This window comes from Nocardia mikamii NBRC 108933, from assembly GCF_001613505.1.
Classification (GTDB): domain Bacteria; phylum Actinomycetota; class Actinomycetes; order Mycobacteriales; family Mycobacteriaceae; genus Nocardia; species Nocardia mikamii.
Map to the genome: position 1 here is coordinate 15,256 of NZ_BDCM01000001.1, position 13,590 is coordinate 28,845.

At 68.4% G+C, this 13,590-nt stretch carries 10 protein-coding genes and 1 tRNA gene; 3 read left to right on the top strand and 8 right to left on the bottom strand.

The annotated features are described in order from the left end of the window. Nucleotides 1-833: 833 nt before the first annotated feature. From rho to argS, 6 genes are all read right to left on the bottom strand, one after another. On the bottom strand, nucleotides 834-2,813 hold the full coding sequence (rho, locus tag NMI01S_RS00090; RefSeq protein ID WP_157125982.1) for a transcription termination factor Rho: 1,980 nt from the start codon (nucleotides 2,811-2,813) through the stop codon (nucleotides 834-836). Between the two features lie 433 nt (nucleotides 2,814-3,246). After that, nucleotides 3,247-4,206 (bottom strand): homoserine kinase, encoded by a 960-nt coding sequence (thrB, locus tag NMI01S_RS00095; protein WP_062994009.1) that lies wholly within the window; start codon nucleotides 4,204-4,206, stop codon nucleotides 3,247-3,249. 25 nt (nucleotides 4,207-4,231) lie between these two features. Beyond that, complete coding sequence (gene thrC / locus NMI01S_RS00100) at nucleotides 4,232-5,329, bottom strand: threonine synthase (RefSeq protein WP_062994010.1); 1,098 nt, start codon at nucleotides 5,327-5,329, stop codon at nucleotides 4,232-4,234. Beyond that, nucleotides 5,326-6,726: a homoserine dehydrogenase gene (locus tag NMI01S_RS00105; protein ID WP_062994011.1), complete on the bottom strand. Its 1,401-nt coding sequence runs from the start codon at nucleotides 6,724-6,726 to the stop codon at nucleotides 5,326-5,328. The genes thrC and NMI01S_RS00105 overlap by 4 nt, the downstream gene beginning before the upstream one ends. Beyond that, nucleotides 6,723-8,153, bottom strand: a complete 1,431-nt coding sequence (lysA, locus tag NMI01S_RS00110) for a diaminopimelate decarboxylase (RefSeq protein ID WP_062994012.1) — start codon at nucleotides 8,151-8,153, stop codon at nucleotides 6,723-6,725. The genes NMI01S_RS00105 and lysA overlap by 4 nt, the downstream gene beginning before the upstream one ends. A gap of 40 nt (nucleotides 8,154-8,193) precedes the next feature. Beyond that, the gene (gene argS, locus NMI01S_RS00115; RefSeq protein WP_062994013.1) at nucleotides 8,194-9,852 is read right to left on the bottom strand and encodes an arginine--tRNA ligase; all 1,659 of its coding nucleotides are present in this window, start codon (nucleotides 9,850-9,852) and stop codon (nucleotides 8,194-8,196) included. Nucleotides 9,853-9,992: 140 nt separating this feature from the next. On the opposite strand from argS, the gene NMI01S_RS00120 reads away from it, so the two are divergent. The 3 genes from NMI01S_RS00120 to NMI01S_RS00130 all read left to right on the top strand — a co-directional run bounded on the left by NMI01S_RS00120 (nucleotide 9,993) and on the right by NMI01S_RS00130 (nucleotide 11,025). After that, complete coding sequence (locus NMI01S_RS00120) at nucleotides 9,993-10,301, top strand: hypothetical protein (protein WP_062994014.1); 309 nt, start codon at nucleotides 9,993-9,995, stop codon at nucleotides 10,299-10,301. A 122-nt stretch (nucleotides 10,302-10,423) separates the two neighbouring features. Then, nucleotides 10,424-10,496: transfer RNA gene (locus tag NMI01S_RS00125), tRNA-Arg, on the top strand. Between the two features lie 124 nt (nucleotides 10,497-10,620). Then, nucleotides 10,621-11,025, top strand: a complete 405-nt coding sequence (locus NMI01S_RS00130) for an SgcJ/EcaC family oxidoreductase (protein ID WP_062994015.1) — start codon at nucleotides 10,621-10,623, stop codon at nucleotides 11,023-11,025. Between the two features lie 11 nt (nucleotides 11,026-11,036). On the opposite strand, the gene NMI01S_RS00135 is transcribed toward NMI01S_RS00130, so the two are convergent. Continuing rightward, on the bottom strand, nucleotides 11,037-11,975 hold the full coding sequence (locus NMI01S_RS00135) for an undecaprenyl-diphosphate phosphatase (RefSeq protein WP_062994016.1): 939 nt from the start codon (nucleotides 11,973-11,975) through the stop codon (nucleotides 11,037-11,039). Nucleotides 11,976-12,135: 160 nt separating this feature from the next. Beyond that, nucleotides 12,136-13,563 (bottom strand): MFS transporter, encoded by a 1,428-nt coding sequence (locus NMI01S_RS00140; protein WP_245716634.1) that lies wholly within the window; start codon nucleotides 13,561-13,563, stop codon nucleotides 12,136-12,138. Between the last annotated feature and the right edge of the window lie 27 nt (nucleotides 13,564-13,590).

Sequence of the window (13,590 nt, forward strand, 5' to 3'; positions counted from 1 at the left end):
CTGGCCCCGGGTCGCCCCGGCCCACGGCTGTATCTGCCGTGCTGCCGTGATGGACGTGAACCGGAACCGACTAGGCGGGATGGTCTGCCGATCGCAGACGCACCGACGGTCCAGTATGCCAGAACCGCCGATACGCACTCACAACGCACCCCGTACCGGATTTGTTCCGGCATCGGCACCCCGGAAGCGGCACACCCCGGGGAAGTAGCGGCACGCGTATTCGCGGTTCTCGAGCCACGCTGAAACGAGTAGTCGGCTACTCGGGAATATGAACACCTTTGTTCGTAGATTCGTTCCAGGAAGTAGACCCGTGGCAATCGAACCGACGATCCGAGGGACAGCAGTGAATTTCCCCACCTCGCGGGGGACGAGCAGGAGATCTCGAGCCCCGGACGCCGGGCATCCCCGCCTCGGAGACCGCACCATCCGCCTGTTGCCGGGAAGTCGGCATACCAAGGAACTCGGCGCCGCGACGACATTGGCCGCGCTGGCGATCCTCGTCCTCGCCGGGTGGCTCACAGCCTCCGGCACCCCGCCCCGCGCCGCCGTCGTGACCCCCACCGGACCGGATCGACCCTACGAATTCGCCGCGACCTCGGTCTCCACCGGATCCATCACCGGTGTCACCGCGTTGATTCTGATCGGGCTGATCGCCGGTGCCGCGGTCATCGGCCTGCTGTTCTATTCCCCTACCCCGCCCCGCCCCGGCAGACGCCGTCAACGGCGTTCACGTCTCCCGCGGACAGCAATGCGGCCCCGCCGAAGCGGGGCCGCATTATCGCGAGCCGAGCGGCACCTGCGGGTGCGCGCCGGGCGGACGTACTGCTCGTCGCCTATTCGTCCAAGGCACCCGGTGCGGTCTTCGAGACCGTCATCAGGAATTCGACGTTGCTCTTCGACTTCTTCAAACGGTCGATGAGCAGGTCGATCGCCTGCTGCGAATCGAGGCCCGAGAGCACCCGGCGCAGCTTGTGGATGACCGCCATCTCGTCGGGCGACATCAGCAGCTCGTCGTGGCGGGTGCTGGACGGGTTGATGTCGACGGCCGGGAACACGCGCCGCTCGGCGATCTTGCGATCGAGTTTGAGCTCGGCGTTACCGGTGCCCTTGAACTCCTCGAAGATCACCGTGTCACCGGTGGAACCGGTCTCCACCATGGCGGTGGCGATGATGGTCAGCGAGCCGCCGTTCTCGATGTTGCGGGCCGCGCCGAGGAACCGCTTGGGCGGATACAGCGCGGTGGAATCCACACCACCGGACAGGATGCGACCCGAGGCCGGCGAGGAGTTGTTGTACGCACGACCCAGCCGGGTGATCGAGTCGAGCAGCACGACGACGTCCTGCCCCATCTCCACCAGGCGCTTGGCCCGCTCGATGGCGAGTTCGGCGACCGAGGTGTGATCGCTCGGCGGACGGTCGAACGTCGAGGCGATCACCTCGCCGCGCACCGAGCGCTGCATATCGGTGACCTCTTCGGGACGCTCGTCCACCAGCACCACCATCAGGTAGCACTCCGGGTTGTTGGTGGCGATCGCGTTCGCGATGTCCTGCAGGATCGTGGTCTTACCCGCCTTCGGCGGCGACACGATCAGCGCACGCTGGCCCTTACCGATCGGCATGATCAGGTCGATCACGCGGGTCGTGAGCTTGTTCGGTGTGGTCTCGAGCCGCAGCCGCTGGTTCGGGTACAGCGGGGTGAGCTTGTTGAATTCCGGCCGGCGGCGGGCGGATTCGACATCCGAGCCGTTGACCGTGTCCAGCCGCACCAGCGGATCGAACTTCTGGCGCTGATTGCTCTGTTCGCCCTCGCGCGGCGCACGCACCGCACCGGTGATCGCGTCGCCCCGGCGCAGGCCGTTCTTGCGCACCAGGTTCATCGACACGTAGACGTCGTTCTGGCCGGCCAGGTAGCCCGAGGTGCGCACGAACGCGTAGTTGTCGAGCACATCGAGGATGCCGGCGACCGGCTGCAGGACATCGTCCTCGCGGATCTCGACCTCGCGGCCGCCCTCGCCGCCCTCACGGTCACGTCCGCCACGACGACGCTCCCGGAACCGGCGGCCGCGGCGCCCGCGCCCACCTTCCTCGTCGTCTCCGCCACGGTCGCCACCACGGGCGGCGCCGTTCTGGCCGGACTGGTTCTGACCGCCGGACTGGTTGCGGTCGCGGCGACGATCGCCCGATTCCTGATCCGACTTGGCGTCCCCGCCCTCGGCCTTCGGTTCGGTCTTGGTCTCGGCGCGAGCCTCGCCACCGCGGTTCTCGCCACGGTTGTCGCCGCCCTCACCACGCTGGTCGCGGCCACGACGCTGGCGGCCGCGGCCGCGCTGGCTACCGTCACGGCCGGACTCGTCACCCGAATCGGCCGGGCGCGCAGCCGATTCCGCGGTTTCCGCCTTGGCGGACGAGTTCTCGGTGCCGACGCCGTCGAGAGTCTGCTGCTGACCACGCGCGGCACCGTTGCGGGTGCTCTTCGGCGCATCGTTCTTGGCGCGGCCCTTACCGGCGGACTCGGCGGCGTTCTCGGAGGTCCGAGGGGACTCGGCCTTCGCCGCCGCACCGGATTCGGTCGCGACATTCGCGGACTTCGCGGCCGGCTCGGCGCCCGCGTCCGCTTCGGCGGATTTCGTATCGCCCCGGCCACCACGCGCGGACTTGCCGGAGGAGGCCTGGTTTTCCTTGATGGCGGCGATGAGATCGCCCTTACGCATTCCGGATGTGCCTCGGATACCGAGCTCTCCGGCAAGCGCACGCAACTGCGGCAACAACATTCCAGTCAGCCCCGATCGTGCGACGTCGGTGTGTTCGCTCATCTTCGAAATCTGTCCGGAGTCACTTTCGCGGCCGTCCGAGGGATTTGCAGTGTCCACCCCGGGTGTCGCGAGCAGGTCCGTATCTGTCACGGAGATCCTTTCCTTCCCTCGATTGCCGTGTGCATATTCGAGGGTTCGTCCCGAAGCCCGATCACTGTGCCGAGCTCGGATGCCGTATCGCCTGCCCCGCCGGACCGATGGAATCACCCACCTGGTCACGGCCACCGGTTCATTGAGTGGGAGTGATCATTCCAGTCGCTGTCCCCGACGTCGAGGTCGAAGTCCCGAGTGATTCGAGCCCCCGAGCCACCGAGCTTGAGCAAGGAGCCTGCTGGAGCGATTGCCCTGATGAAGCACCGGCGTCTGACGCGCACGATGTACGGACGTGCTCAGGATAGCTCTGTCCGACCACGTCAGCAAGGCAGCCACGCCATCAATCCACGCTTACACCCGCGGAAATGTCGGGTTCGACCACGCGCAGACCGTGCTCCTCGGCGAGTTTGCGCAGGTCGTCCGGAAATTCTCCGGCACTCAGCGCCAGGATGGTCGGACCGGCGCCCGACACCATCGCGGCGAGTCCGGCGGTGCGCAGCCGGGTGATCCAGGCGGTGGTCAGCGGCAGCGCGGCGGCGCGATAGCCCTGGTGCAGGCGGTCCTGAGTCGCCGGCAGGAGCAGGTCGGGACGCTCGGTCAGGGCGACCACCGACAGCGCGGCGCGACTGACGTTGAACGCCGCGTCGCCGTGCGGGACCATCTCCGGCAGCAGGCCGCGGGTGTGCGCGGTCGAGGAGCGCTCCTGCGGGATCAGCACCGTCGCGCGCAGCCGTGGGTGCGGTTCCAGCCGCACCGCACGGTAGACGCGCTGGTGGTGCTCGACGGAACTGCTCGCGTCGAGTTCACCGGCGCGGTCGGATTCGGTCCACGACACCACGATGCCGCCGAGCACGCTGGCGGCGGCGTTGTCGGGATGCCCCTCGAATTCCGAAGCCAGTTGCACCAATTCGGCATCCGAACCCGTCAGCGCCGGGTCGAATTTCGCGGCCAGCCCGCGCGCGGCGGCGAGTCCGCCGACCGCCGCCGAGGCCGACGATCCCAGCCCTCGCGAATGCGGAATGACGTTGCGGCACACCACATCCAGCCCGTCGGCCCAGACGCCCGCGGCTTCCAGGCCGCGTTCGATCGCGCGCACCACCAGATGTGAAGGGCCCCAAGGGACGTCGTCCGCGCCCTCACCCTCCACTCGAATGGTAAGCCCGGAATCGGTGGTACGTACCACGATTTCGTCGTACAGCCCCAAAGCGATACCGAGCGAATCGAATCCGGGTCCGAGATTGGCGCTGGAAGCGGGAACCTTCGCGGTAACGGTGATACCGGGCGGGAGGGTCCGCGTCATCAACTGACCTTCGCGCGCACTCAACTCAGGCCAACTCGAGCTCGCGGGCCACCGCTACCGGGTCCACCGCGACCGCCTCCACCGCGGGCATACCCAGCAGGGCGGTGTCCGGGTCCTTCAGGCCGTTGCCGGTGACGGTGCATACGACGGTGAGACCGGAATCGAGCCAGCCCTCCTTGCGCGCGGCCAGCAGACCGGCCACGCTGGCGGCCGAAGCGGGTTCGACGAAGACGCCCTCGGTGCTCGCGACCAGGCGATACGCCGCCAGGATCTCGTCGTCGGTGGCGGCGCGGAAGGCGCCGCCGGACTGCTCCTGGGCGGCCACCGCGCTGTTCCACGACGCGGGCGCGCCGATCCGGATCGCGGTCGCGATGGTCTCCGGATCCTTCACCGGCGCACCGTTGACCAGCGGCGCGGCGCCGGCGGCCTGCACACCGAGCATGCGCGGGCGGCTCGTGGTCAGACCGTCCGCGTGATATTCGCTGTAGCCCTTCCAGTACGCGGTGATGTTGCCCGCGTTGCCGACCGGCAGGGCGTGCACGTCGGGGGCCTTGCCCAGCGCGTCGCAGATTTCGAAGGCCGCGGTCTTCTGCCCCTCGATGCGCGCCGGGTTGACCGAGTTCACGAGGCCGACCTCGGGGAAGTCCGAGGTGACCTTGCGGGCCAGCTCCAGGCAGTCGTCGAAGTTGCCCTCGACCTGAATGATCTTGGCGCCGAGCATGACCGCCTGCGCGAGCTTGCCCATCGCGATCTTGCCCTGCGGAATCAGCACCGCGCAGTGCATGCCGGCCCGGGTGGCGTAGGCCGCCGCCGAGGCGGAGGTGTTACCGGTGGAGGCGCACAGCACCGCCTTCTGGCCGCGAGCCTTGGCATCGGTCATCGCCATGGTCATACCGCGGTCCTTGAAGGAGCCGGTCGGGTTGAGGCCCTCGACCTTGAGATACACCTCGCAGCCCGTGAGCTCGGACAGGTGATGCGCGGGCACCAGCGGCGTGCCGCCCTCGTAGAGGGTGACCGGCTCCCAGTCCGCGCCGACCGCCAGGCGCTCCCGATAGGCGGCGATCAGCCCCGGCCACGGAGTGTGCACGGCCCCGGCCGACGGCGGCGCTCCTGTCTGACTCATTCCTCGGTGCCTTCCAATCTCAAGACGCTGGTCACGGATGTGACGGATTCCAGCTCGGCAAGTGCTGCCACGGTATCGGCCAGCGCCGACTCCGGCGCGTGGTGGGTGACCACGACCAGTCGGGCGCCCTCGTCGTGCCCCTCCTGGCGGACCGTCGAGATGCTGACACCGTGTTCGGCGAATTTGCCGGACACCGCCTGCAGAACCCCGGTGCGGTCGGCAACCTGCAGGTTCACGTGATAGCGGGTCGGGATGTCGCCGATCGGCGCGATCGGCAGCTCAGCATAAACCGATTCACCCGGTGCGCGGCCACCGTAGAACTTGTTGCGGGCCGCCATCACCAGATCACCCATCACCGCCGAGGCGGTCGGCGCGCCGCCCGCGCCCTGGCCGTAGAACATCAGCCGGCCGGCGTTCTCGGCCTCGACGACCACCGCGTTGAAGGCGCCGTTGACCGAGGACAGCGGATGCCGTCGCGGGATCAGCGCCGGGTACACGCGCACCGACACCCGATCCTTACCGGCGGGCGAGCTGCCCGCGTCTCCCGGCACGGCGACCGCTGATCCGTCCATCGACAGCCGCTCGCCGCCGGGCATCCGCTCGCAGATGGCCAGCAGCTTCACGGTGCAGCCGACCGCCGCCGCGGTCTCCAGATCCTCGGCGCTGATCTTCGAGATGCCCTCGCGGTAGACGTCGGCGGCGGTGACGCGGGTGTGGAAGGCCAGCGAGGCCAGGATCGCGGCCTTGGCGGCGGCGTCGTAGCCCTCGACATCGGCGGTGGGATCCGCTTCGGCGTAGCCGAGCCGGGTCGCCTCGGCGAGTGTGTCGGCGTAGTCGGCGCCGGTCTCGTCCATCGCCGAGAGAATGAAATTCGTTGTGCCGTTGACGATTCCGACCACCCGGTTCACCCGGTCGCCGGACATCGACTGGATCAGCGGGCGCACCACGGGAATGGCGCCGGCCACCGCGGCCTCGAAGTACAGGTCGGCGCGGCTGCCCTCCGCCGCCGCGGCCAGCTCACCGGTGTAGTCGGCCAGCAGCGCCTTGTTCGCGGTCACGACCGACTTGCCGCCGTTGAGGGCGGCCAGGATCAGCTTGCGAGCCGGATCGATACCACCCATCACCTCGACCACCAGGTCGACGTCGTCGCGGGCGACCAGCGCCTCGGCGTCGGTGGTCAGCAACTCGGCCGGAATGCCGCGGTCGACGTCGAGGCGCCGCACCGCGACGCCGCGCAGCACCACCGGGGCGCCCACCCGCGAACGCAGGTCGTCGGCGTGGTCGCGCAGGATGCGCACCACCTCGGTGCCGACATTGCCCATGCCGAGCACCGCGACCCCGATGGGATGTTCGATCCCGAACGCACTGCCGCGGGCCTGGTTCGTCGCCTCGGTCATGAGTGCACCTCCGTCGCTTCCAGGCTCATCAGATCCGCCACCGTCTCACGGCGCAGCAGCAGCCGCGCCTGCCCGTCGCGGACCGCGACCACGGCCGGGCGGGTGAGCATGTTGTAGCGGCTGGCCATCGAATAGCAGTACGCTCCCGTGGCCGCGACCGCAACCAGGTCCCCCGGTCCGACGTCGGCCGGCATCCAGGTGTCGCGGATGACGATATCGCCACTCTCACAATGCTTTCCGACCACACGAGCCACCACGGGGGCGGACTCGCTGGAGCGGGAGACCAGCCGGCAGTCGTAGTCGGCCTGATACAGCGCGGGACGGATGTTGTCGCTCATCCCGCCGTCGACGCTGACGTAGCGGCGCTGCGCGCCGGCGTCGAGCGAGACGTCCTTGGTGGTCCCGACCTCGTAGAGGGTTACCGTGCCCGGACCCGCGATCGCGCGGCCCGGCTCCACCGCGATGGTCGGGACGGGCAGGCCGATCTGCCCCGCCTCCACCTCGACGAGGTCGCGCACCTTCGCGGCGAAGTCGTCCAGCGGCGGCGGATCGTCGCTCGGCAGATACGAAATGCCGAGGCCGCCACCGAGATCCAGGATCGCGATCTGTTCGGTGCGCTCGACGCCGAACTTCTCGATCGCCTCGCGCAGCAGTCGCAACATGCGCCGCGCGGAGATCTCGAAACCGTCGATGTCGAAGATCTGCGATCCGATATGGCTGTGCAGGCCGACCAGGCGCAGATTGTCCGCCTCGAAGACCCGGGCCAACGCCTGCATCGCATCGCCGCCGGCGATCGAGAAGCCGAACTTCTGATCCTCGTGCGCGGTCGAAATGTATTCGTGCGTATGCGCTTCCACGCCGACCGTGACGCGGACCAGCACGTCCTGCACCACACCCGCGCGGGCGGCGACCGCCTCCAGGCGCTCGATCTCGATCAGCGAGTCGACGACGATGTGCCCGACCCCCGCCGCGACGGCCTGCTCCAGTTCGGCGACCGATTTATTGTTGCCGTGCAACGCGATTCGTTCGGCGGGGAAACCGCCGTGCAGCGCCACCGCCAGCTCGCCGCCGGAGCACACGTCCAGGTGCAGGCCCTCGTCGCACACCCAGCGCGCGATCTCGCCGCACAGAAATGCCTTGGAGGCGTAGTGAACTCGCGCGCCGGGACCGAACGCCCGAACCATGTCGCGACAGCGGGAGCGGAAGTCGTCCTCGTCGACCACGAACAGCGGGGTGCCGAATTCGGCGGCGAGCTGCGTGACGGGAACCCCGGCCAGGCGCACCACACCCGCGGCGTCGCGAGAGGCGTTGCGGGGCCACACCTTGTCGGGCAGGTCGATCATCTCGCGGGGGTCCGCGGGCCGCTCCGGCAGGTTGGGGGCGTGGGGGATCTCGGCGTGCCGAGGTCCCGCCGGATGCGCACTCACAATAATTCCTTCCTCACACGATGACCTGACCGACCGCGGTTCACATGCGCTCCGGGGCGGATACACCCAGCAGCGCCAGACCGTTGGACAGCACCTGACGGGTGGCGTCGACCAGTTGCAGGCGGGCGGCGTTGACCGGCAGGACCGGGTCGTCGTTCTGCGGCAGAATCCGCAGCGTCTTGTTGGTCTGGAAGCGGTGGTAGGCGCCCGCCAGTTCCTCCAGATAACGTGCCACGCGGTGGGGTTCGCGCAGGCTCGCCGCACTCGCCACCACGGCCGGGAATTCGCCGAGGGTGCGGATCAGTTCACCCTCCTCGTCGGCGACCAGCAGGCCGAGATCCGGTGCGACACCGGCGAATCCGAAGTCGGTGGCATTGCGGGCGACCGCGCAGGTGCGGGCGTGCGCGTACTGCACGTAGTAGACCGGATTCTCACTGCTCTGCTTGGTCCACAGATCCAGGTCGATATCGATGCTCGAGTTCACCGAACTGCGCACCAGCACATAGCGGGCGGCGTCGACGCCGATCGCCTCGACCAGATCGTCGAGGGTGACCACCGTGCCCGCGCGCTTGCTCATCCGCACCGCTACACCGTCGCGCACCAGGTTCACCATCTGGCCGATCAGCACCTCGACGGTGTTCGGATCGTCGCCGAACGCGGCCGCCGCCGCCTTCAGCCGGCCGATGTAGCCGTGATGGTCGGCGCCGAGCATGTAGATGCAGAGGTCGAACCCGCGCGAGCGCTTGTTCTGGAAGTAGGCGATATCGCCACCGATATAGGCGGACTTGCCGTCGCTCTTGATGACGACGCGGTCCTTGTCGTCACCGTATTCGGTGCTGGCGATCCACCAGGCGCCGTCCTTCTCGTACAGGTTGCCCGAGGCCTTCAGCTGCTCGAGCGCCTTCTCCACGGCGCCGGAGGCGAACAGCGAGCTCTCGTTGAAGTACACGTCGAAGTCGGTGCCGAAATCGTGCAGCGTCTGCTTGATGTGGGCGAACATCAGCTCCACACCCTCGCGGCGGAACAGTTCGTGCCGCTCGTTCTCCGGCAGACTCACCGCGTCCGGATGCGCGGCGGTGATCTGTCCCGCGATCTCGGAGATGTAGGCGCCGGCGTAACCGTTCTCCGGGGTGGGCGCGCCTGTGGCGGCGGCGACCAGCGATTCGGCGAAGCGGTCGATCTGCGCGCCGTGGTCGTTGAAGTAGTACTCGCGGGTCACGTCGGCGCCCTGCGCGGCCAGAATGCGGCCCAGCGCATCGCCGACCGAGGCCCAGCGGGTACCGCCCAGGTGGACCGGGCCGGTCGGATTGGCGGAGACGAACTCCAGGTTGATCTTGGTGCCGGTGAGCGCCTGCGCGGTGCCGTAGGCGGCGCCCGCGGCGCGGATCTGCTCCACGATGGCGCCCTGGGCGGCCGCGGCGAGGCGAATGTTCAGGAAGCCCGGGCCGGCCACGTCGGCGGATTGGATGCCGTCGGTGGCGGCCAGCGCGTCGGCCAGCAGACCGGCCAGTTCGCGCGGATTCATTCCGGCCTTCTTACCCACCTGCATAGCCACATTCGTGGCATAGTCTCCGTGTTCCGGATTACGGGGACGCTCCACCTTGACCTCGTCGGGCAGGACCGCAGGGTCGGATCCACGTTCGACGAGCACCTTCGCCGCGGTCGCACGAAGGAGTTCTGCAAGGTCAGCTGGAGTCACGAGTCTCTATCCTATGGTCCGAGCGGGTGTGCGCCGTCAGCGGGCACCTGCTCGCCGCACCCGGCGTCCGGCACCGGCGGCCCCGGCCGTCTTTCCGACACCGCGAGAACCACCGACGCACCCGAAGAGAGCGCCAACCGATGCCGAACACCAGCGCGAAATCAGCCAAGGCGATTCGTGCCGCCGCCAAATCCGCCCCCGGCGGGGCGTACAACGGCAATTCCAACCCGCCGAAGCACCGGCGTGTTCCCTGGGCGCTGGTCGGCGCGGTCGTGGTGATCGCCGTCCTGGTCGTCGCGCTGGTCGTCTATTTCGTCCCCAAGTCGCGCCACCACGCCGACAAGGAGAAGGCCGTCCCGCCCACCGGCCAGATGGACGAAGTCCCCGCGGGTATCCCCGGCATTCCCGCCATCCCCGGTATGCCGGGTGCGCCGATGCCGACGCGGTAGTGCCGTGACGCCGAACTGAATCCCTGCTCGGACCTGTCTTTTGGCGCACGCCGTGTGATGCGATACGCTTTCCCCGCCCGATCGGACGACGTAACCACTGGTGTCGACCGGGTCCAATCCCCGCCCTCGTAGCTCAGGGGATAGAGCGTCTGCCTCCGGAGCAGAAGGCCGCAGGTTCGAATCCTGCCGAGGGCACAGAACGCGAGGTCCCGACCGATCCGGTCGGGACCTTTCTCGTTTGTCGATCCGGGGGATGCTCGCGCGTCGGAGAGGTGTACGGCCCGAACAAAGGGCCCCGCCGACGAACGAAGGACATGCCATGACCACGACTCGAACCGACGACTCGACCGCCATCGCGCAGATCTTGGCCGATCAGTACAAGGCCTGGGCGGCCGGGGACGCCGACGCTTTCGTCGCGGACTACGCCGAGGACGCCACGGTGATCATGCCGGGGACCTATCGGCGCAGCAGGGCGGAGATCCGGCAGGCTATGGCGGACAGTTTCTCGACCGTTCTCGCGAACTCGACCGTCACCGACGACATCGGAGATATCCGTTTCCTCGGCGCGGACCACGCCGTGGTGGTCAGCAGGGCGGCGATTCTGTTCGCCGGCGAGACCGACGTGCCCGCCGACCGGTACGTCAACGCGACCTGGGTCCTGCATCGGCGGGACGGCAAGTGGACGGTCGCCGCGTACCACAACAGTCCCGCCGAGCCGCGCTAGCGGCCCGCACCTCACCCGAATCGAATGATCGACACCACTCCTACGATCACGCAGTACGCCGCGAACGGCAGCAGGGTCCGGGTCTGGAAGTACCGTTCGAGGTAGCGGACGGCGAGCCAGGAGGTCACGCCGGAGACGACCGCGCCGACGAGGATCGGCCCCCAGATCACCTCTGCGCGTGGGGATATCAGGTCCGGGAGGTCGACCAGCCCGGCGCCGAAGATCGCGGGGGTGGCGAGGAGGAAGGCGAATTTGGCGGCGTGTTCGTGCTCCAGGCCGCGCCAGAGACCGCCGACCATGGTGAGGCCGGCCCGGCTGAAGCCGGTGAGGAGGGCGCCGGCTTGGGCCAGGCCGATGCCGACCGCGTCCCGGGAGTCGAGGGCCGCGAGGCGTCGGTCGGATTGCGGCGAGGAAAGCGTTGTCGCCGTGCGCATCCGGCTGTTCGCCTGCTCGAGGGCGAAGCGGCGGCCGTATTCGGCGAGGGTGGGCTCGTTGCGGCGACGCAGGCCCTCGCCGACGACCAGCACCACACCGTTGACGGTCAGGAAGACCGCGGCGCACAAGGGAGCCGCGAAGACATCGTGCAGCGGATGCTCCAGCAGCGGGCCGAGAATCGCGACCGGCACGGTCGCGATCACGATCAACCAGGCCAGCCGTTGCGGAACGGTATCCAGCCGCCTGGTCCGCACCATCTCGACGAATCCGGCGGCGATCGCGCACCAGTCCCGCCAGTAGTAGATCACCAGCGCGACGGCCGTCGCCACGTGCAGAGCGACGACGAACGCCAGATAGGTTGCGGCCGACTCGGTTCCGCCCTGCCCGGGCAACGCTCCCCACCGCCCACCCAGCCAAGCCGCCACGAGCACCGAATGTCCGAGACTGGAGATCGGGAACAGCTCGGTGAAACCCTGCACCGCGCCGATGACCATCGCTTCGAAATAGGTGAGCATCGCGACGAGTTTCGCACGGCAATCATAAAGGTTCCTGTGAGTCGAATCTCGGATAAGTTACTGCGCGGCAACGAGTTTCGAATCGTCCGAAATGCCCGAAGTCGATCTTGGGTCTCGCCGATGACGGCCCTCGGGCATCCCGAGGGCCGCCACCCGGCGCTCACCGCTGCGCCCGCACACTCCGAAATGTCGACGCCACAAGCAAAGTCAGCACCGCGATCCCCGCCGCCGCGGCGAAGGCGGTCGTGATGCCGGAGACCAGCACATGCACAGCCGAGCCGGACGCGGCGCGGACAGCGGTGCCGAACACCGTGACCAGCACCGCCAGCCCCAGCGCCGCACCGGTCTGCTGCAAGGTCTGCAGCGCACCACCCGCCGCACCGGCCTCTTCGGGCGCCACATTCGCCATGATGATCACGTTCAGCGGCGAAAAGGCCAGGCCGATACCGCATCCCATCAACACCGTCGCCACCGCGAGCAGCGGGAAGTAACCGGTGTCGGTATCGAGCAGGGTGAGCAGCGCCAGCCCGGCGATCATCGCGGACGTGCCCACCAGCGTCACCGGTTTGGGACCGAGGCGCGGCAGCAGGCGCGGAATCAGGCGGATCATCGCGAACATCGTCACCGCGGTCGGGAGGAATGCGAAACCCGTTGCCAGCGCGCTCATTCCCCGCACTTCCTGCAGATACTGGGTGAGGAAGAAGAACATCGAGGTGCCCGCCATCGGACCCAGGAACATGTTGGCGTAAGCGGCGGCGCGATTGCGGTCGGCGAACAGGTGCAGCGGCAGCAGCGGTTGCGCGGCCCGGCGTTCGATCAGCAGGAACGCCACCAGTGCGAGCACACCGGCCGTCAGCGACACATCGGTCGTCACATCGTCCCAGCCGTGCGCCGCGGCGCTGATGAAGCCGTAGACCAGCGCGGCCACCGCACCCGTCGCGGTCACCGCGCCGGGCAGGTCGAGGTGGGCGCGACGGCGCGGCGCGTCGGGCAGGTACCGCGCCGCCAGCAGCGCCACGGCCAGTCCGAACGGCACGTTGATGAACAGCACCGAGCGCCAGCTCAGCCACTGGGTCAGCAGTCCGCCCAGGATCAGCCCGATCGCGAAGCCCGCACTGGACATTCCGGAGAACAGCGCGAGCACCCGGACCCGCATCTTCGGATCGGCGAAGGTGGTGGTCAGCAGGGCGAGAGTGTTCGGGCCGGCCATCGCACCGCCCAGGCCCTGCACGATCCGGGCGACGATCAGCCAGGCTGCCGACGGCGCCAGCCCGCCGCCGAGGGAAGCGAGGGTGAAGAGCACGGTTCCGAGGATGAACATGCGCCGGCGGCCGAACAGATCGCCGGCCCGGCCGCCGAGCAGCAGCAGCCCGCCGAAGACCAGGGTGTAGGCGTTCATCACCCAGGACAGGCCGGTGGCAGTGAAGTGCAGATCGTGCTGAATGCGCGGCAGCGCCACGTTCATCACGGTGATGTCGAGCACGATCATCAACTGGCAGGTCAGCAGCGTGGCCAGCACGATGCCGGAGCGCAGCCGCCCGGGCGGTGCGCCGACCTGCGTGGATGAGGAAATCGTGGAGGTAGTCAAGGGGGCTCCATCGGATGCGGAACTAAA